At 57.7% G+C, this 16,995-nt stretch carries 19 protein-coding genes; 17 read left to right on the forward strand and 2 right to left on the reverse strand.

The window, feature by feature from the left end; all coding sequences use genetic code 11:
• The first annotated feature begins 34 nt into the window (after positions 1 to 34).
• The 16 genes from mnmG to ACN9MU_RS01990 all read left to right on the forward strand — a co-directional run bounded on the left by mnmG (position 35) and on the right by ACN9MU_RS01990 (position 14,756).
• Positions 35 to 1,963 carry a tRNA uridine-5-carboxymethylaminomethyl(34) synthesis enzyme MnmG gene (mnmG, locus tag ACN9MU_RS01915; RefSeq protein ID WP_426344056.1) on the forward strand — a complete coding sequence of 643 codons (1,929 nt, stop codon included), beginning with the start codon at positions 35 to 37 and terminating at the stop codon, positions 1,961 to 1,963.
• Positions 1,963 to 2,607 (forward strand): 16S rRNA (guanine(527)-N(7))-methyltransferase RsmG, encoded by a 645-nt coding sequence (rsmG, locus tag ACN9MU_RS01920; RefSeq protein ID WP_426166979.1) that lies wholly within the window; start codon positions 1,963 to 1,965, stop codon positions 2,605 to 2,607. Before mnmG ends, rsmG begins: the two co-directional genes overlap by 1 nt.
• 98 nt (positions 2,608 to 2,705) lie before the next feature.
• Complete coding sequence (locus ACN9MU_RS01925; RefSeq protein ID WP_055939498.1) at positions 2,706 to 3,476, forward strand: ParA family protein; 771 nt, start codon at positions 2,706 to 2,708, stop codon at positions 3,474 to 3,476.
• 6 nt (positions 3,477 to 3,482) lie between these two features.
• Positions 3,483 to 4,370, forward strand: a complete 888-nt coding sequence (locus ACN9MU_RS01930; protein WP_426166982.1) for a ParB/RepB/Spo0J family partition protein — start codon at positions 3,483 to 3,485, stop codon at positions 4,368 to 4,370.
• Positions 4,371 to 4,682: 312 nt separating this feature from the next.
• Complete coding sequence (locus tag ACN9MU_RS01935; RefSeq protein WP_426344057.1) at positions 4,683 to 5,051, forward strand: ATP synthase subunit I; 369 nt, start codon at positions 4,683 to 4,685, stop codon at positions 5,049 to 5,051.
• A gap of 19 nt (positions 5,052 to 5,070) precedes the next feature.
• A complete protein-coding gene (gene atpB, locus ACN9MU_RS01940) occupies positions 5,071 to 5,892 on the forward strand; it encodes a F0F1 ATP synthase subunit A (RefSeq protein WP_426340629.1) in 822 nt (273 codons plus the stop codon).
• Positions 5,893 to 5,964: 72 nt separating this feature from the next.
• Positions 5,965 to 6,243 (forward strand): F0F1 ATP synthase subunit C, encoded by a 279-nt coding sequence (gene atpE, locus ACN9MU_RS01945; RefSeq protein WP_028103378.1) that lies wholly within the window; start codon positions 5,965 to 5,967, stop codon positions 6,241 to 6,243.
• A 38-nt stretch (positions 6,244 to 6,281) separates the two neighbouring features.
• On the forward strand, positions 6,282 to 6,752 hold the full coding sequence (locus ACN9MU_RS01950) for a F0F1 ATP synthase subunit B (RefSeq protein WP_426340630.1): 471 nt from the start codon (positions 6,282 to 6,284) through the stop codon (positions 6,750 to 6,752).
• A 2-nt stretch (positions 6,753 to 6,754) separates the two neighbouring features.
• Positions 6,755 to 7,288 carry a F0F1 ATP synthase subunit delta gene (locus tag ACN9MU_RS01955; RefSeq protein WP_426166989.1) on the forward strand — a complete coding sequence of 178 codons (534 nt, stop codon included), beginning with the start codon at positions 6,755 to 6,757 and terminating at the stop codon, positions 7,286 to 7,288.
• Between the two features lie 48 nt (positions 7,289 to 7,336).
• Entirely contained in the window at positions 7,337 to 8,878 is a 1,542-nt protein-coding gene (gene atpA / locus ACN9MU_RS01960) for a F0F1 ATP synthase subunit alpha (protein ID WP_342115707.1), read from the forward strand.
• A gap of 45 nt (positions 8,879 to 8,923) precedes the next feature.
• On the forward strand, positions 8,924 to 9,796 hold the full coding sequence (gene atpG / locus ACN9MU_RS01965) for a F0F1 ATP synthase subunit gamma (protein ID WP_426166991.1): 873 nt from the start codon (positions 8,924 to 8,926) through the stop codon (positions 9,794 to 9,796).
• A 30-nt stretch (positions 9,797 to 9,826) separates the two neighbouring features.
• Positions 9,827 to 11,227: a F0F1 ATP synthase subunit beta gene (atpD, locus tag ACN9MU_RS01970; protein ID WP_155454856.1), complete on the forward strand. Its 1,401-nt coding sequence runs from the start codon at positions 9,827 to 9,829 to the stop codon at positions 11,225 to 11,227.
• Positions 11,228 to 11,282: 55 nt separating this feature from the next.
• Entirely contained in the window at positions 11,283 to 11,708 is a 426-nt protein-coding gene (locus ACN9MU_RS01975; RefSeq protein WP_155454855.1) for a F0F1 ATP synthase subunit epsilon, read from the forward strand.
• 260 nt (positions 11,709 to 11,968) lie between these two features.
• Positions 11,969 to 13,213 (forward strand): O-antigen ligase family protein, encoded by a 1,245-nt coding sequence (locus ACN9MU_RS01980; protein ID WP_426344058.1) that lies wholly within the window; start codon positions 11,969 to 11,971, stop codon positions 13,211 to 13,213.
• Positions 13,203 to 13,970 (forward strand): glycosyltransferase family 25 protein, encoded by a 768-nt coding sequence (locus tag ACN9MU_RS01985; protein ID WP_426344059.1) that lies wholly within the window; start codon positions 13,203 to 13,205, stop codon positions 13,968 to 13,970. The genes ACN9MU_RS01980 and ACN9MU_RS01985 overlap by 11 nt, the downstream gene beginning before the upstream one ends.
• Positions 13,971 to 14,072: 102 nt before the next feature.
• Positions 14,073 to 14,756, forward strand: coding sequence for an SDR family NAD(P)-dependent oxidoreductase (locus ACN9MU_RS01990; RefSeq protein ID WP_426344060.1), 684 nt, complete (start codon positions 14,073 to 14,075; stop codon positions 14,754 to 14,756).
• Between the two features lie 63 nt (positions 14,757 to 14,819).
• Here ACN9MU_RS01990 and ACN9MU_RS01995 read toward each other — a convergent pair whose 3' ends face one another.
• Positions 14,820 to 15,374: a hypothetical protein gene (locus ACN9MU_RS01995; protein WP_426336788.1), complete on the reverse strand. Its 555-nt coding sequence runs from the start codon at positions 15,372 to 15,374 to the stop codon at positions 14,820 to 14,822.
• Between the two features lie 117 nt (positions 15,375 to 15,491).
• Here ACN9MU_RS01995 and ACN9MU_RS02000 point away from each other — a divergent pair, with 117 nt between their 5' ends.
• The gene (locus ACN9MU_RS02000) at positions 15,492 to 15,881 is read left to right on the forward strand and encodes a VOC family protein (RefSeq protein ID WP_426167002.1); all 390 of its coding nucleotides are present in this window, start codon (positions 15,492 to 15,494) and stop codon (positions 15,879 to 15,881) included.
• Here the strand turns inward: ACN9MU_RS02000 and rsgA are convergent.
• Positions 15,878 to 16,891: a ribosome small subunit-dependent GTPase A gene (rsgA, locus tag ACN9MU_RS02005; RefSeq protein ID WP_426320186.1), complete on the reverse strand. Its 1,014-nt coding sequence runs from the start codon at positions 16,889 to 16,891 to the stop codon at positions 15,878 to 15,880. The two genes, ACN9MU_RS02000 and rsgA, sit on opposite strands and share 4 nt — an antisense overlap.
• Positions 16,892 to 16,995: the final 104 nt, after the last annotated feature.

A 16,995-nucleotide genomic window follows, 5' to 3' on the forward strand; every position in this document is an offset into this window, starting at 1 on the left:
TCAGTTCGATCCCCAGCTTTCCCCCATTTTTACCATGTTATTTCCTACTGAATTCGACGTTATCGTTGTCGGCGGTGGTCACGCCGGTACCGAGGCGGCCCTCGCTTCCGCCCGCATGGGCCAGAAGACTCTCCTGTTGACACACAACATTGAGACGCTGGGTCAGATGTCGTGCAACCCATCCATTGGCGGTATTGGCAAAGGCCACCTCGTCAAAGAGGTCGACGCAATGGGTGGCGCCATGGCCATCGCAACCGATGAGTCAGGCATCCAGTTCCGTATCCTGAATTCATCCAAAGGCCCTGCCGTGCGCGCGACTCGCGCCCAGGCCGACCGTATCCTGTACAAGGCCGCTATCCGCCACCGTCTGGAAAACCAGCCCAACTTGTGGCTGTTCCAGCAGGCTGTAGACGACCTGATGGTGGAGGGCGACCGCGTCGTTGGCGCCGTCACCCAGATTGGCTTGAAGTTCCTGGGCCGTGCTGTCGTGCTGACCGCTGGCACATTCCTGGACGGTAAGATCCACGTCGGCCTGCAGAATTTCTCGGCTGGCCGTGCCGGTGATCCGCCAGCGATTTCGCTGTCTGCGCGCCTGAAAGAATTGAAGCTGCCGCAGGGCCGCCTGAAGACCGGTACGCCGCCACGCATCGATGGCCGCAGCATCGACTTTTCGCAAATGACCGAACAGCCGGGCGACCTGGACCCAGTGCCAGTGTTTTCGGTGATGGGCAATGCCTCCATGCACCCGCAACAGTTGCCGTGCTGGGTTACCCATACCAACCAGAAAACCCACGATATTATTCGTGGCGGCCTGGACCGTAGCCCGATGTACACCGGCGTGATCGAGGGCGTTGGCCCGCGTTACTGCCCGTCGATTGAAGACAAGATTCACCGCTTCTCAGCCAAGGAATCGCATCAGATCTTCCTGGAACCGGAAGGCCTGACGACCCACGAGTTCTACCCGAACGGTATCTCGACCAGCCTGCCATTCGATGTGCAAATCGAGCTGGTGCGTTCGATGAAGGGCCTGGAAAACGCGCACATCCTGCGTCCGGGCTACGCCATCGAGTATGACTATTTCGACCCGCGTGGCTTGAAGGCTTCGCTGGAAACCAAAGCCATCAATGGCCTGTTCTTCGCCGGCCAGATCAACGGCACCACCGGTTACGAGGAGGCGGCAGCGCAGGGCATGCTGGCAGGTATCAATGCGGCATTGCAAACCAAGGGCGAAGAATCCTGGACTCCAGCCCGTTCGGAAGCCTACCTCGGCGTGCTGGTCGATGACTTGGTGACTCAGGGCGTGCAAGAGCCATACCGCATGTTCACCAGCCGTGCTGAATACCGCCTGAGCCTGCGTGAAGACAACGCTGACATGCGCCTGACAGAAATCGGGCGTAAGCTCGGCGTGGTTGGCGACGCGCAATGGGAAGCATTCGACCGCAAACGCGAGGCCGTGGCGCAGGAACTGGAGCGCCTGAAATCGACCTGGGTCAACCCGCGCATTCTGGCGGCAGCCGAGTCGGAACGCGTGATTGGCCAGGCCATCGAACGCGAATACTCGCTGGCAGACCTGCTGCGCCGTCCGGGTGTCGGCTATGAAAAGCTGATGACCATGACCGGCAATGAAGGCCAGCCGCTGGCAGGTCCCGGCGTCACCGATGAGGCAGTGATGGAGCAGATCGAGATTACCCTGAAGTACTCGGGCTATATCGATCGCCAGTTGCGTGAAGTCGAGCGTCACGAGCACTACGAAAACCTGAAGTTGCCGGAAGGCTTCAACTACGCCGAGATCACGGCGTTGTCGATGGAAGTGCGGCAAAAACTGCAGAAGCATCGTCCGGAAACCCTGGGCCAGGCTTCGCGTATTTCGGGCGTGACTCCGGCGGCGATTTCGCTGCTGCTGGTGCACCTGAAGAAAGCCGGTTACGGCGGCTTTGTCACACTGAAAGACGAGGCGGCTTGATGGCGGTATTTGATCGCGCCGCGTTGGCGCACGTGTTGAAGAATGGCGTCGAAAAGCTGGACCTGGGCCTGAGCGAAGCACAACAGGAAAAACTGCTGGACTACCTGGCCCTGCTGAACAAGTGGAACAAGGTGTACAACCTGACGGCCGTCCGCGACCCGATGGAAATGATGACCCTGCACGTCCTGGATTCGCTGGCAGCAGTGCCGGCATTCACGGATGCGCAGAATGTGCTGGATGTCGGGGCAGGGGGCGGATTGCCGGGCGTAGTGCTGGCGATTGCCAGGCCGGAGATGAAAGTGTCGATGATCGACATCGTCCACAAAAAGACGGCCTTCCTGAATCAGGTCAAAGCAGAGCTGGAACTTGGCAACGTAACGGTGTACACAAAGAAGGTGCAGGAACTGCAGGTCAAGACGCCCTACGACGTCATCACCTCGCGGGCCTTTGCGGACCTCAGCGATTTTGTGAACTGGTCCGGGCACCTGCTGGCAGAGGGCGGTCGATTCATAGCCCTGAAAGGCACGGCGCCGGCAGAGGAGCGAGAGCGACTGCCGGACCCATGGAAAGTGAACGAGCTACAGCCTTTGCAAGTACCAGGACTGGATGCACAGCGTCACCTGGTTTTCATCGGCAGGGCGTAACTGGCTAAACAGTATAAATAATTTTAATCGTTTATACGAAATAAATAGTATAAACGGTTTATACCGAATAAACGATTTAGACCATATAAGAAAACTCGATGGCCAAAATTTTCTGTGTAGCAAATCAAAAGGGCGGCGTAGGTAAGACTACCACGACTGTGAACCTGGCCGCCGGCCTGGCCAAACTAAATCAACGAGTGTTGCTTGTTGACCTCGACCCTCAGGGTAACGCGACAATGGGCGCGGGGATCAACAAGGCGACGCTCCAAGCTTCCACTTATGAAGTCTTGCTCGGCACGGCCGACGTGGCGACTGCACGCGTGCGTTCGGAAGCGGGCGGCTTTGATGTGTTGCCTGCAAATCGTGAACTGGCCGGCGCCGAAGTCGAGATGGTGCAGCTCGAGAATCGCGAGCGCCGCCTGCGCGACGCACTGGGCCTGGCTGCCAAAGACTATGACTTCATGCTGATCGATTGCCCTCCTGCGCTGTCGATGCTGACTCTGAATGGTTTGTGCGCGGCGCATGGCGTGATCATTCCTATGCAGTGCGAGTACTACGCGCTGGAAGGTTTGTCCGACCTGGTTAACACCATCAAGAAGGTGCATGCCAACCTGAACCCGGACCTGAAGATCATCGGCCTGCTGCGCGTGATGTTTGATCCGCGCATGACGCTGTCGCAGCAAGTCTCGGCCCAGCTCGAGCAGCACTTCGGCGACAAAGTATTCAAGACCATCATTCCGCGCAATGTGCGATTGGCCGAGGCGCCGTCCTACGGCATGCCGGGCGTGACCTTCGATCCGACGTCGAAAGGAGCGCAAGCTTACATCGCCTTCGGCGCGGAGATGGTTAAACGTATCAAGAAAATGTAATCAACGATGGCAACTAAAAAAATGAAAGGCCTCGGCCGCGGCCTCGACGCGCTGCTCGGCGGCGACGAAGATCCGTCCAATCCAACTTCCCATCCGACGCCGTCGGAAATGGCAGTGCAGTTCCTGCAAGCTGGTAAATACCAGCCGCGTACACAGATGGACGAGGGCGGCCTGGCGGAACTCGCTTCGTCGATCAAGACCCAGGGCATCATCCAGCCACTATTGGTTCGACCGGTCGGTATCGACAAGGGGACTGGCCATGTCAAATATGAAATCATCGCCGGCGAGCGACGTTTCCGTGCGGCACAACTTGCCGGATTAGAAACTGTGCCGGTCCTGGTGAAGGACGTGGACGACACGACTGCGGCCGCGATGGCCCTGATCGAGAACATCCAGCGCGAAGACCTGAACCCGCTGGAAGAGGCGCAGGGTATCCATCGCCTGATCACTGATTTCAGCTTCACCCATGAACAGGCGGCCCAGGCAGTCGGCCGTTCACGTTCGGCGGTGTCCAACTTGCTGCGCCTGCTGAACCTGGCGGAGCCGGTGCAGACCATGTTGATGGCCGGCGACATCGACATGGGCCACGCCCGTGCCTTGCTGGCTGTCGATGCGGCATCACAAATTGCCCTGGCGAATGTTGTTGTAGCGAAACGACTGTCGGTGCGTGAGACTGAGAAACTTGTCCACAACCACATGGAAGAGGCTAAGTCCAAACCGGCGCCGCGTGCGAAGGAAAAGTCGGGCGACATCAAGCGGCTGGAAGAGGAGCTGTCCGATACCCTGGCTACCTCGGTCGTATTCAAAATGGGCGCCAAGGGGCGTGGCCAGATGATTATCGATTTCGCGGATCTCGATATTCTGGATGGGGTGATTGCCCGTCTGCGCGGCTAAAACCGGTAAACCGGTGTCTGACCCACAGGGTCAGACACCCGACCCGCGACGGCAGCAAACCAGTGTCTGACCCTGTGGGTCAGACACTGTCGTACCGGTTTTGAAAGAGCGCCATGCACCAGAGCTGACAGTTCCCTGTCAGCCTGCTGCGCTATTCTGGCGCGCTATTACCCTGTGAGTAATCGGCATTTGCACGCTTTTTGGGCAGAATTTCTTGTTGTTTGAGTGCCTTTTTGCGATGCACCACGTTTGACCTTGGCAACGTAAACAAACTATAATCCCGTGTCTTTGGGTCTAAAGGAATGGTGGCAAGTGAGTGATTCTTCGAGAAGTATCGCCTGGCCAGTTTTCCGAGTAGTTGCCCTACAGTTCACAATCGCCGTCCTCTTTTCCGCTACCGTGGCGCTTTTCGCCGGGGTGGAAAAAGGCTGGTCCGCAGCCATGGGCGGCGGTATGGCGGTGATCGGTAGCCTGGTCTACGCGTTGATGGTGGCGCGCGGCACCGATGATGCAAAGAAGGCATTTCGGACGCACTTCCGTGCCGAGATGCTCAAAGTATTTGTAACGGCAGTGCTGTTTGTTTGTGCACTGGTGCTGTTTAAGTCAGCCGCCTGGTTATGGCTGATTCTAGGATTCGTAGTGGCAACCCTGGCTTACTGGCTGTCGCTGCTCAAGATTTAATCATTAAAAATTCGGACCTATGACTACTGAACACGCTTCGGGCGGCCACGCGGCCCCGGCTAACGCCACAGAGTACATCCAGCACCACTTGACCCACAACAGCCTGACTCCGGGCGACGTCGCTGCTGGCACCTTCAACCTGGATACCTTCTGGATCTCCCTGATCCTGGGCTTCGTTTTCCTGGGCATGTTCTACATGGCTTCCCGCCGCGCCACCGCCGGCGTGCCAGGCAAGCTGCAGAACTTCGTGGAATGGGTCATGGAACTGGTGAACGACACCGTCAATTCCGCGTTCCACGCCAAATCCAAAGTCATCGCTCCATTGGCCATCACCATCTTCGTCTGGGTCTGGCTGATGAACGCAATGGACTTCCTGCCCGTCGACCTGCTGCCTAAGCTGCTGAGCTACGCTGGCATCAACTACCTGCGCGTTGTTCCTACCGCCGACGTGAACCATACCTTCGGCATGTCGTTCGGCGTGCTGATCTGCATCGTCGGCTTCTCGATCTCGGCCAAGGGCCTGGGCGGCTGGGGCAAGGAACTGTTCACCGCGCCATTCCACGCACACGGCACCGTCGGCACCATCCTGCTGGCACCAGTGAACTTCATCTTCCAGATGCTGGAACTGTTCGCCAAGCCTATCTCCCTGTCGCTGCGACTGTTCGGCAATATGTACGCCGGCGAACTGATCTTCATCCTGATCGCGTTGCTGCCATGGTGGGCACAGTGGCTGCTGGGCGGTCCATGGGCAATCTTCCACATTCTGGTTGTGACTCTGCAAGCGTTTGTGTTTATGGCGTTGACGGTTGTGTACCTGGCCCTCGCGGTTGAAAAGCACTAATCAGCAACTTATTCGTAGTATTTGGTTTTAGTTTTTTGGTATTTTCGTTTTTTTTAAATTAGGAGAAATCTAATGCAAGCTCTGATCGCACAAGTACAAAGCATGACCGTTCTGGCCGTAGCAATCATCGTTGGCCTGGGCGCCATCGGCACCGCACTCGGCTTCGCTATCCTGGGCGGCAAGTTCCTGGAGGCTTCGGCTCGCCAGCCTGAACTGATGCCACAACTGCAAACCAAACTGTTCGTTATCGCTGGTCTGCTGGACGCGATCTCGATGATCGGCGTTGGTGTTGCTCTGCTGTTCACCTTCAACAACCCATTCGTCACCGCTCTGCTGGCCCACGCTCAGTAATCTTTCTCCCTTTTGGAGAAAATTTTTAGGAGCAAGGTATGAACATCAATATGTCGCTTCTCGGTCAGATGCTCACCTTCGCGGTGCTCGTCTGGGTATCGATGAAGTTCGTATTCCCGGCGCTGAACTCTGCGCTGGATGAGCGTGCCAAGCGAATTGCAGATGGTCTGGCTGCCGCCGACCAAGGTCAGGCTTCCATGCAAAAGGCTGAAAAAGCTGCTGCAGAAGCTATGACCGCTGCCCGTAACGATGCCTCGTCGCTCGTTGCGGACGCTGAAAAGCGTGCTCAAATGGTCGCAGAAGAAATCAAAGCAAACGCACAAGCCGAAGCCGCCCGCATCGTGGCGCAAGCCAAGGCTGAAGCCGAGCAGCAAGTAACCCAGGCCCGCGAAGCACTGCGTGGTCAAGTGGCTGACCTGGCTGTGAAGGGCGCCGAGCAAATCCTGAAGCGCGAAGTCAACGCGTCGGCTCACGCTGACCTGCTGTCTCGCCTGGCTACCGAGCTCTGATTATGGCAGAGCTCGCAACCGTCGCCCGTCCTTACGCGGAAGCCCTCTTCCGCGTAGCCCAGGCTGGCAACCTCGCGCAGTGGTCCGATCTGGTGTCCGAACTGGCCCAGATCGGTTCGCATGAAGAGGTGCTGGCATATGCCCGCAATCCAAAAGTTCTGGATAGCGATGTCATCGCAGCCATCAAGGCCTTGCTGAAATCGCCGCTCAACGCGGAAGCGAACAACTTCCTCTCGATGCTGATCGAAAACGGTCGTATCGCATTGCTGCCGGAAATCGGTGCCCAGTTCGCGCTGCTGAAGAATGCAGCCGAAGGTGCGGCAGACGCCGAAATCACGAGCGCATTCGACATGAGCGAAGCCCAAGTGGCCGAGCTGATCAAGACGCTGGAAAAGAAATTCAGCCGCAAGCTCAAACCAGTCGTGAAGACCGATCCTTCGTTGATCGGTGGCGTTCGCGTCGTGGTTGGCGACGAAGTGCTGGACACTTCGGTCAACGCCAAGCTGCAGCAGCTGCGTTCCGCGCTGGTCGCCTAACCGGGCCGCCTTTCGCGACAGCTAGAGAGAAAACATTTAGGAGTTAGTATGCAACTCAACCCATCCGAAATCAGCGAGCTGATCAAGAGCCGGATCCAAGGCATTGATGGCGGCGCTGAAGTGCGCAATCAAGGCACCGTAATTTCCGTAGCAGACGGTATCTGCCGCATCCACGGCCTGTCGGACGTGATGCAAGGTGAGATGCTGGAATTCCCAGGCAACACCTTCGGCCTGGCAATGAACCTGGAGCGTGACTCCGTTGGTGCCGTTATTCTGGGCGCCTACGAGCACATCTCCGAAGGCGACACCGTCAAGTGCACCGGCCGTATCCTGGAAGTTCCAATCGGTCCTGAACTGCGTGGCCGCGTTGTTAACGCCCTGGGCCAGCCGATCGACGGCAAAGGTCCTGTTAACACCACCCTGACCTCCCCAATCGAAAAGATCGCTCCAGGCGTTATCGCCCGTGAGTCCGTCGGCCAGCCTATGCAGACCGGCCTGAAGTCGATCGACGCGATGGTGCCAATCGGCCGTGGCCAGCGTGAGCTGATCATTGGCGACCGTCAGACCGGTAAGTCCGCCGTTGCAGTTGATGCCATCATCAACCAAAAAGGCCAGGGCGTTACCTGTATCTACGTTGCTATCGGCCAGAAAGCATCGACCATCAAGAACATCGTGCGTTCCCTGGAACAGCACGGCGCGATGGAGTACACCATTGTTGTGGCCGCTTCCGCTTCGGAATCCGCAGCAATGCAGTACATCTCGGCTTACTCCGGTTGCACCATGGGCGAATACTTCCGCGACCGCGGTGAAGACGCCCTGATCGTGTACGACGACCTGTCCAAGCAAGCAGTTGCTTACCGTCAGATCTCCCTGCTGCTGCGCCGCCCACCTGGCCGCGAAGCATACCCAGGCGACGTGTTCTACCTGCACTCCCGTCTGCTGGAACGCGCTGCTCGCGTGAACGCCGACTACGTCGAAGCCTTCACCAAAGGCGCTGTCAAAGGCAAGACCGGTTCCCTGACCGCACTGCCGATCATCGAAACCCAGGCTGGCGACGTTTCCGCGTTCGTTCCAACCAACGTGATTTCGATTACCGACGGCCAGATCTTCCTGGAAACCTCGCTGTTCAATTCCGGTATCCGTCCTGCGATTAACGCAGGTATCTCGGTGTCCCGCGTTGGTGGCGCTGCCCAGACCAAGGTCATCAAGAACCTGTCCGGCGGTATCCGTACCGACCTGGCACAGTACCGTGAACTGGCTGCGTTCGCGCAGTTCGCTTCCGACCTGGACGAATCGACCCGTAAGCAGCTGGACCGCGGTGCCCGCGTGACCGAACTGCTGAAGCAGGCTCAGTACTCGCCACTGTCGATTTCCCTGATGGGCGCTTCCCTGTTCGCAGTGAACAAGGGCTTCCTGGACGACGTCGCTGTCAAGCGCGTGCTGGCTTTCGAAGCCGAACTGCACTCGTTCCTGAAGACCAAGCACTCCGCTCTGCTGGCTAAGATCGAAGAAACCAAGCAACTGGACAAAGACGGCGAAGCTGCGCTGTCGGCCGCCATTGCCGAGTTCAAGAAATCCTTCGCAAACTAATATTCGGGGGCCCGGCGACGGGCCTCCACGCAAAGGAGAAGGATCATGGCAGTAGGTAAAGAGATACGTGGCAAGATCAAGAGCGTAGAGAATACGAAGAAGATCACCAAGGCGATGGAAATGGTCGCTGCATCGAAAATGCGCAAAGCGCAGGACCGTATGCGCGCCGCCCGTCCCTACAGTGACAAGATTCGTAATATCGCTGCGAACTTGGCTAACGCCAATCCAGAGTACACGCACCCGTTCCTGGCTGAAGCCGGTACGGAAGCCAAGGCTGTGGGCTTTATCATCGTGACGACCGACAAGGGTCTGTGCGGTGGTATGAACACCAACGTTCTGCGTATGGTGACCAACAAGACCCGCGAGCTGGAAGCTGCAGGCAACAAGATTGAAGCAGTCGCAATTGGTAACAAAGGTTTGGGCTTCCTGAACCGCATCGGTGTACCAGTGGTCGCACAAGCTACCCAGATCGGCGATACGCCGCACCTGGAAAAGCTGATCGGCCCAGTGCAAGTGATGCTGGAGAAATTCCAGGAAGGCAAACTGGACGCCGTTTACCTGTGCTACACCAAGTTCATCAACACGATGAAGCAAGAGCCGATGGTCGAGCAGCTGCTGCCGCTGACCGCGGACAAGATGAAGGCCGATGAGCACTCCCACAACTGGGACTACATCTACGAGCCGGACGCTGCTTCCGTGATCGACGAACTGCTCGAGCGCTACATTGAAGCGCTGGTGTACCAGGCCGTTGCAGAAAACCTGGCGTCCGAGCAATCGGCGCGTATGGTGGCGATGAAGTCCGCGTCGGACAACGCCGGCAACGTGATCGGTGAGTTGAAGCTGGTCTACAACAAGACCCGCCAGGCTGCAATTACCAAAGAACTGTCTGAAATCGTCGCCGGTGCGGCAGCGGTTTAAACGAATTTAACTATATTTGAAGGAACGAACATGGCTGATGGCAAAATCGTTCAGTGTATCGGCGCTGTGGTGGACGTTGAGTTCCCACGCAACGCGATGCCTAAGGTTTTTGACGCGCTGAAGATGGAAGGCTCCGAGCTGACCCTGGAAGTGCAACAGCAGTTGGGTGACGGCATTGTCCGTACCATTGCTCTGGGCTCTTCCGACGGTCTGCGTCGCGGCATGACCATCCAGAACACCGGCAAACCAATCATGGTTCCAGTGGGTAAAGCTACCCTGGGCCGTATTATGGACGTGCTGGGCAACCCGATCGACGAATGCGGCCCTGTCTCCCACGAGCAGACTGCTTCGATCCACCGCGTGGCTCCTGCTTACGACGAACTGTCCCCATCCCAAGACCTGCTGGAAACCGGCATCAAGGTGATTGACCTGGTCTGCCCATTCGCTAAGGGTGGTAAGGTTGGTCTGTTCGGCGGTGCAGGTGTGGGCAAGACCGTGAACATGATGGAACTGATCAACAACATCGCTAAAGCGCACTCGGGTCTGTCCGTGTTTGCCGGTGTTGGTGAGCGTACCCGTGAAGGTAACGACTTCTACCACGAAATGGCTGACGCCAAAGTGGTTGACCTGGAAAACCCAGCCAACTCCAAAGTGGCCATGGTTTACGGTCAGATGAACGAACCACCTGGCAACCGTCTGCGCGTGGCGCTGACCGGCCTGACCATCGCTGAATCCTTCCGTGACGAAGGCCGTGACGTTCTGTTCTTCGTGGACAACATCTACCGCTTCACCCTGGCCGGTACCGAAGTTTCCGCACTGCTGGGCCGTATGCCTTCCGCAGTGGGTTACCAGCCTACCCTGGCCGAAGAGATGGGCCGTCTGCAGGAGCGTATTACCTCCACCAAGACCGGTTCGATCACCTCGATCCAGGCCGTCTACGTTCCAGCGGACGACTTGACCGACCCGTCCCCAGCAACCACCTTCGGCCACCTGGACTCGACCGTCGTTCTGTCCCGTGACATCGCTGCACTCGGTATCTACCCTGCAGTTGACCCACTGGATTCGACCTCCCGTCAGCTGGACCCGCTGGTTGTGGGCGAAGAGCACTACAACACCGCACGTGCCGTACAGGGCACCCTGCAGCGCTACAAAGAACTGCGCGACATTATCGCGATTCTGGGTATGGACGAACTGGCTCCAGAAGACAAGCTGGTCGTTGCTCGCGCACGTAAGATGCAGCGTTTCCTGTCCCAGCCGTTCCACGTTGCTGAAGTGTTTACCGGTTCCCCAGGTAAGTACGTTTCGCTGAAAGACACGATCAAGGGCTTCAAGATGATCGCTTCCGGCGAACTGGACCACCTGCCAGAACAGGCCTTCTACATGGTTGGTACCATCGAAGAAGCCATCGAAAAAGCCAAGAAACTGGGCTAATTCGATTGTCGTAGCGGCCTCCTCACCGGGGCCGCTATAGCTACAGAGGATAAACATGGCAAACACTATTCACGTTGATGTGGTTTCGGCCGAAGAGCAGATCTTCTCGGGCGAAGCGACTTTCGTGGCGTTGCCGGGCGAGCAGGGCGAGCTGGGTATCTACCCGAAGCACACCCCGCTGATCACCCGTATCCGTCCAGGCGCGGTGCGCATCCAGGTTCCAGGCCAGGCTGAAGAAGAGTTCGTCTTCGTCGCCGGCGGCCTGCTGGAAGTGCAGCCAAACGCCGTGACGGTCCTGGCTGACACCGCGATCCGTGGTCACGACCTGGATGAAGCCAAAGCTGAAGCTGCCAAGAAACTGGCGGAAGAAAGCCTGGCGAACAAGCAGACCGGCATCGACTACGCGAAAGCACAAGCGGAACTGGCAGCGGCTATCGGCCAGCTGGCAGCAATCGCAAAACTGCGCAAGATCAAGGGCTGATCCCTTCTTCTCGTCGCAATGGAAAGGCAGCCTCGGCTGCCTTTTTGTCTTTCTACAGGCTGCCGGGAATCGGCCAGCCAGAACGGCTCCGCGCGCCATGGCCCTGATTATCAGGTTCGCTGCATCGGACTCTGTATAATCCCTGTCTTAAGCAAAGCCTAACACTGGCGCCTTTTGTAGACGCCCCAATACCGTAAATGATTAGTACAAAGATTAGTACAAAGACATCCCAGCTGCACCGTCTTCTCAGCGTACTCCTAGTGTCTTTCCCCAGCGTGTTGTTGATCTTGCCCGTCGGCCGGCGTTTCAACTTTTACGTGTTGCTATTGTGTGCTGTTGGTGGCCTTGCGCTTGGAGTAAAGCCGGGCGGGAAGTCATTTCGTGACATCTTAAAGAAATATTGGGGTATTCATCTTGCAATGGCGGGCATGCTCATCGCAGTCCTCCTTAATCAAGCTGCACATGGCGCATTCGTGTTCAAGCCTTTTGAAAAAGGGCTGCAACTTGCCGTATTTCCGCTTTTGCTTTGGGTGTTCCTACTACTATCGAGCGATAAGCTCCGTATTCTTCAGTGGTCTTGGGTAATTGGGGCTCTGCTCTGCTCCATCGCGTTGATCTGGACGACATATGGAGTGAATGGACGCCCTGGCGGCATCATCTCGAACCCGTTCATTCTGTTCTCGAATCTGACGCTGCTGATGGGATGCATGGCTTTGCTTTCAATCGGATGGAATACGCGGGATGAAATCGCACCGATGGCGATCAAAGTAGTGGCGTGCGTCTTGAGTCTGGTTGCCTCGTATATGTCGGGCACCCGTGGTAGCTGGATCGCAGTTCCCGTCTTCATTCTGATTGCCGTGTCGCTTAAGCAGAGCATGCACGATCGCCGCAAGATCGCTATATCGGTTGTTTCAATGCTGTTGCTTGCCGCGGCGATGGCTTCTTTGCCATACACGAAAACGCGGATCGAACTCGCCTATTCCGAAACCGTGCATTATGCCGAACAGCCGAAAGCCGAAACGTCGATCGGCATCCGCTTGCAACTCTGGCAAGCTTCCTGGAACATGTTCCGGGAGAATCCAGTTTTCGGCGTTGGCACTGCTCCATATGAGGAAACGCTGAGAAAATTGGCAAGGGACAGGGTAATTACGCCGCTAGCGGGAATGCAACTCCACTCTCACAATGACCTTCTGCACTTCATGGCGACGCTGGGAACACCTGGTGCCATTGCCATGCTTGCACTCTATCTTGTACCTGGCCTGTGGTTCAAGAAGTTCTTGCGGAGCGCAGACTCGCAGCAACGCGTAGCGGCCGGCATGGGGCTGGCCACAAGCCTGGCGTTCCTGGCCTTTGGCCTGAGCGAGACCATGTTCTATTCAAACCTGTGCAGCGACTTCTACATCATCAGCGTGGCGGCCCTGTCGGCATTAGTCATCAACAGGCAAGAGGAACTGGAGAAAGCTGTCGCGTCTCCGCTGCCTTCGGAGTTAACTTATGAAAAATGAAGTTGGATGTTTCGTTGTCAATCTTGAGAAAGATGTTGAGAGGCGGGAGAACATCTCACGACAACTCGAAAAAGCCGGCATCCCTTATACGATTTTCAGTGCGGTCTACGGCAAATTTCTAACGCCTGAAGAACTGGCGCAGCACTACGATAAGCGCCGTGCCATTGAGCTATCGCATGACCTGACGCCTTCCGAGATTGGCTGCGCGCTTAGCCATGTGTTCACTTATCGGAAAATGCTTGAAGAAGGCATGCAGTATGCGCTGGTGCTGGAAGATGACGCGCAACTAAGCGAGGATTTGCCCGCTGTTTTATCAGGGCTGCAACGCGAGTATGCCAGCAGCGAACCGGTCGTTTTCTTGTTGAATCATGTGCGGAAATACAAGAATAGAAAGACCCGGCGCCTCGATGAAAAATACATGGTAGCCGACATTTACGGCACACCGATTCGCGCAAATGGCTATTTCGTTACACGCGCCGCCGCGAAGCAGCTGCTCGACAATCTCTACCCAGTATGGGCAGTGGCCGATGACTGGGCCGTATTCAACCGGGACTTTGTGACAGTCAAAGCGGTTGTGCCTTATTGCGTCGGCCTCTCCGAGCACGCGCAGTTCTCCAATCTCGAGTCCGAAAGACAAGGTGTACAGTTGAAACGGAGCATCGGCTACCACTTACATCAACTCTTCTACCACAAATTTATCAATCAGCTCCTTATCAGACCTTTCCAGCGTGTATCCAAACAGGATGAAACCTGGTGATTATTAAGGCAGCCTCGGCTGCCTTTTGTCTCTTTCAGGCCAGGTTGAACGCCCACTTTAGACACGTGCGCGCGCCTGCGTACGCAACATAGAGGAAATGCCATGACCACGATCTTCATCACCGGCGCAGCTGGCGCCCTCGGCAGCGCAGTTGCGCGGGCATTCGATGCTGCAGGAGCCAACACTGTCCTGATCGGCCGCGAAACAGCGCGCCTGGAAAGCGCTTGTGGTCCTGCCAGCGGACGGCGCATGCTGGCGGTCGCCGACCTGCGCGATGCTGCGTCGGCCGTTGCCGCCGCAAACGCCGCTGTCCAACGCTTCGGCCGTATCGATGTGCTGTGCAATATTGCGGGCGGGTTTGCGATGGGGACGCCCGTGCATGCGACGACGGATGCGCAATGGGACGAGCTGTTCGATCTCAATGTGCGCAGCCTGCGCAATGCGGTCGCGGCGGTGGTGCCCGGCATGCTGGACGGGCTGGGCGGCAAGGTTGTGAACATCGCTTCCGGCTCTGCGCGGCAGGGCATGGCGAATATGGGGGCTTACTGTGCCAGCAAGGACGTTGTAATTCGCCTGACCGAGTCAATGTCGGCCGAGTTGCGTGGTCACGGCATCAACGTCAATTGCGTCCTGCCCGGCACCATCGATACCCCGGACAACCGTGCCGCCATGCCGAATGCCGACCGCAGCAAATGGGTTCCGCCGGAAGCACTGGCCGACGTGATCCTGTACCTGTGCAGCCCGGCTGCGCGCGCTATCCACGGCGCTGCGATTCCATGTACCTGAACCCGGTTTAGCCACAGAACGCATTGGTGTCACGAGATTGAAATCGGGTGCGCGCAGACGGGGTCAATGGCACATGCCGTAGGCTTGCTTGTCCTCGAACCAGCGGTAGGTGAAGGTGCGGGACACGTAGCGCTTGCCGCCAATGAGGACGTCCGGCGGGGTCAGGTCGAAGCGCTTTGGCATCTTGCCCTTGATGATCAGCCGGTAGCGGAACTGGGTATCGTCGCTGGTGCCGACGGCGAACAGCACCAGCGGCACGCCGTTGACGATTTCCACCATCTCGGGTTTGCCGTTGGTCGGGCGCTGGTAGACGCTCAGCACGGTCGCGTTTTCAATCAGCGGACCCTTCGGCTGGCTGACCTGGAAGTGGGCCGTGGCAAAGTGCACCTGGGTCGTGCGCGGCAGCATGTAGTTGACCCCGATTTCCATACCGCCTTCGGCAGCTTGCGGCAGGACGGTGGTGGCCGCCACCGTGATACCACGCGGCAGTTCAAAGGTATCGGCGTCAACCGGCGTGCTGCAATCAGGAGACGTGGCCTGGTACAGCGACGCGGGCGTATAGGTATCGCCGCAGCCGGCGAGGACGAGTAGCAGGGCGAGTGGCGCGGCTTTGCGCATGGTGTGAAACCTCTTGTTTTTAGTCATGACAGTTTACCCGACCGGCTGGCTGAGTGGTGCGCCACCCGCCCAGTCGCGGTGTTAGTCTTGAACTAAAAGTAGCGATGGGAGGCAGCCATGATCCACCATCTCGGTATCGTCGTTTCGGATTTCGTACGCAGCGCGGCGCTCTATGACGCTTGCCTGGCGCCCCTCGGGATTCGGCGTGCGGTGACCGACCTGGACTGGGCCATTTATGCTTCTGCTACCGGCCATCCATTCTTGTGGGTAGGCGCGGAGATTCCCAGCTATTGGAAGAATGGGCATGAACCTTCGCGTAGTCCCATCCATTTGGCGTTTTCCGCGCCGAACCAGGATGCCGTGAACGCCTTCTACCATGCGGCGATAGACCTGGGAGCCGAAGATAACGGCCCACCAGGTCCACGGGTCAGCGATGCAAATTTCTACAGCGCCTTCATTATTGACCTCGACGGCAACAATATCGAGGCCACCGTACAGCTAAGCTAGCTGCGCTTTTGCCGGCTGCGTGCAGCGGCCGACTTCATCAGTGATTTCCATTTCTGCCGTTCAGCAATCCGTTCCAGCGCTGTTTGCTGGTTGCGGCGCACCTCGCGTTGCAGCTTGTGGAAGTTGTGCAGGCGGTCGGGGTCCACATGGCCCAGCACTGCACAGCCGGGTTCGCCCTCGTGCCGGCAATCGCGGAACTGGCAGCCTGCGGCCAGCGATTCAATATCGTCGAAAGCTGACGACAAGGATTCCGGGCTCAGGCTGCGCAAGCCTGGCGTATCGATGATGCAGGCGCCGGAAGGGCAGAAATGCATGGACCGGGCGGTTGTCGTATGCCGGCCGCGATGGTCCGTGCGCCGAACGCCGCCGGTTTCCTGGGTTGCTCCAGCCAGGGCATTGGTCAAGGTTGACTTGCCGGCGCCGGAAGAACCAAGCAGGCAGATGGTTTGTCCGGGGCCTAGCCAGGGATCCAGCTGCGTTATGGATTCCGCGCTGGTGCCGTTCACCAGCAGGAACTGCGTGCGCGGCGGCAGCCGTTCCGTCAGCGCGGCCACCCGGCCATCAATGTCCGCGCAGAGATCCGGTTTGCTGAGGACGATCAGGGGCGTGACTTCGGCGGCCGCGGCGAGCGCCAGATAGCGTTCAATGCGGCGCAAATTGAAGTCGCCGTCCAGGCCCATGACCAGCAAGGCGGTATCGATATTGCTCGCGATGGGAGGTGAATCGGCGCGGGCGAATTGATTCATTGGGGATAAACGGTGGTTTATCCACACCTCGTTCAAGGAATTGGCCTGCGCGATCACCCAGTCGCCGGCGCAGAGCGCCGTCCCGGCGAGCAGGCGGGGAAGGGCGCGAGCGTGAATTTCGGCCACGCCGTCGTGCAGGCTGATGCGGTCGCGTTGATATTCTGTGATGCGGTACAGGCGGCCGGCAGGTGCCTCGGCCAGGCGCGAAATGATGGTATTGTTAAGTCCGATGCTGCGTAAAGCTTCGTAGTCGAAGTCGATCATGATGAGCGTTTTCCATGGGTGAACACGGCCAGCCACGCGCGGCGTGGCAAGCAGGATTAGTCTGGAAATGTCGGCGCCCGGCCGGGCGCTCTAGCTCAAACGCT

The sequence above is a fragment of the Pseudoduganella sp. R-32 genome (assembly GCF_049913245.1).
Classification (GTDB): Bacteria; Pseudomonadota; Gammaproteobacteria; order Burkholderiales; family Burkholderiaceae_D; genus Rugamonas.

Coding starts and splice junctions, on each gene's coding strand:
- mnmG (WP_426344056.1), top strand. CDS start 35: ATGTTATTTCCTACTGAATTCGACGTTATCGTTGTCGGCGGTGGTCAC.
- rsmG (WP_426166979.1), top strand. CDS start 1,963: ATGGCGGTATTTGATCGCGCCGCGTTGGCGCACGTGTTGAAGAATGGC.
- ACN9MU_RS01925 (WP_055939498.1), top strand. CDS start 2,706: ATGGCCAAAATTTTCTGTGTAGCAAATCAAAAGGGCGGCGTAGGTAAG.
- ACN9MU_RS01930 (WP_426166982.1), top strand. CDS start 3,483: ATGGCAACTAAAAAAATGAAAGGCCTCGGCCGCGGCCTCGACGCGCTG.
- atpB (WP_426340629.1), top strand. CDS start 5,071: ATGACTACTGAACACGCTTCGGGCGGCCACGCGGCCCCGGCTAACGCC.
- atpE (WP_028103378.1), top strand. CDS start 5,965: ATGCAAGCTCTGATCGCACAAGTACAAAGCATGACCGTTCTGGCCGTA.
- ACN9MU_RS01950 (WP_426340630.1), top strand. CDS start 6,282: ATGAACATCAATATGTCGCTTCTCGGTCAGATGCTCACCTTCGCGGTG.
- ACN9MU_RS01955 (WP_426166989.1), top strand. CDS start 6,755: ATGGCAGAGCTCGCAACCGTCGCCCGTCCTTACGCGGAAGCCCTCTTC.
- atpA (WP_342115707.1), top strand. CDS start 7,337: ATGCAACTCAACCCATCCGAAATCAGCGAGCTGATCAAGAGCCGGATC.
- atpG (WP_426166991.1), top strand. CDS start 8,924: ATGGCAGTAGGTAAAGAGATACGTGGCAAGATCAAGAGCGTAGAGAAT.
- atpD (WP_155454856.1), top strand. CDS start 9,827: ATGGCTGATGGCAAAATCGTTCAGTGTATCGGCGCTGTGGTGGACGTT.
- ACN9MU_RS01975 (WP_155454855.1), top strand. CDS start 11,283: ATGGCAAACACTATTCACGTTGATGTGGTTTCGGCCGAAGAGCAGATC.
- ACN9MU_RS01985 (WP_426344059.1), top strand. CDS start 13,203: ATGAAAAATGAAGTTGGATGTTTCGTTGTCAATCTTGAGAAAGATGTT.
- ACN9MU_RS01990 (WP_426344060.1), top strand. CDS start 14,073: ATGACCACGATCTTCATCACCGGCGCAGCTGGCGCCCTCGGCAGCGCA.
- ACN9MU_RS01995 (WP_426336788.1), bottom strand. CDS start 15,374: ATGCGCAAAGCCGCGCCACTCGCCCTGCTACTCGTCCTCGCCGGCTGC.
- ACN9MU_RS02000 (WP_426167002.1), top strand. CDS start 15,492: ATGATCCACCATCTCGGTATCGTCGTTTCGGATTTCGTACGCAGCGCG.
- rsgA (WP_426320186.1), bottom strand. CDS start 16,891: ATGATCGACTTCGACTACGAAGCTTTACGCAGCATCGGACTTAACAAT.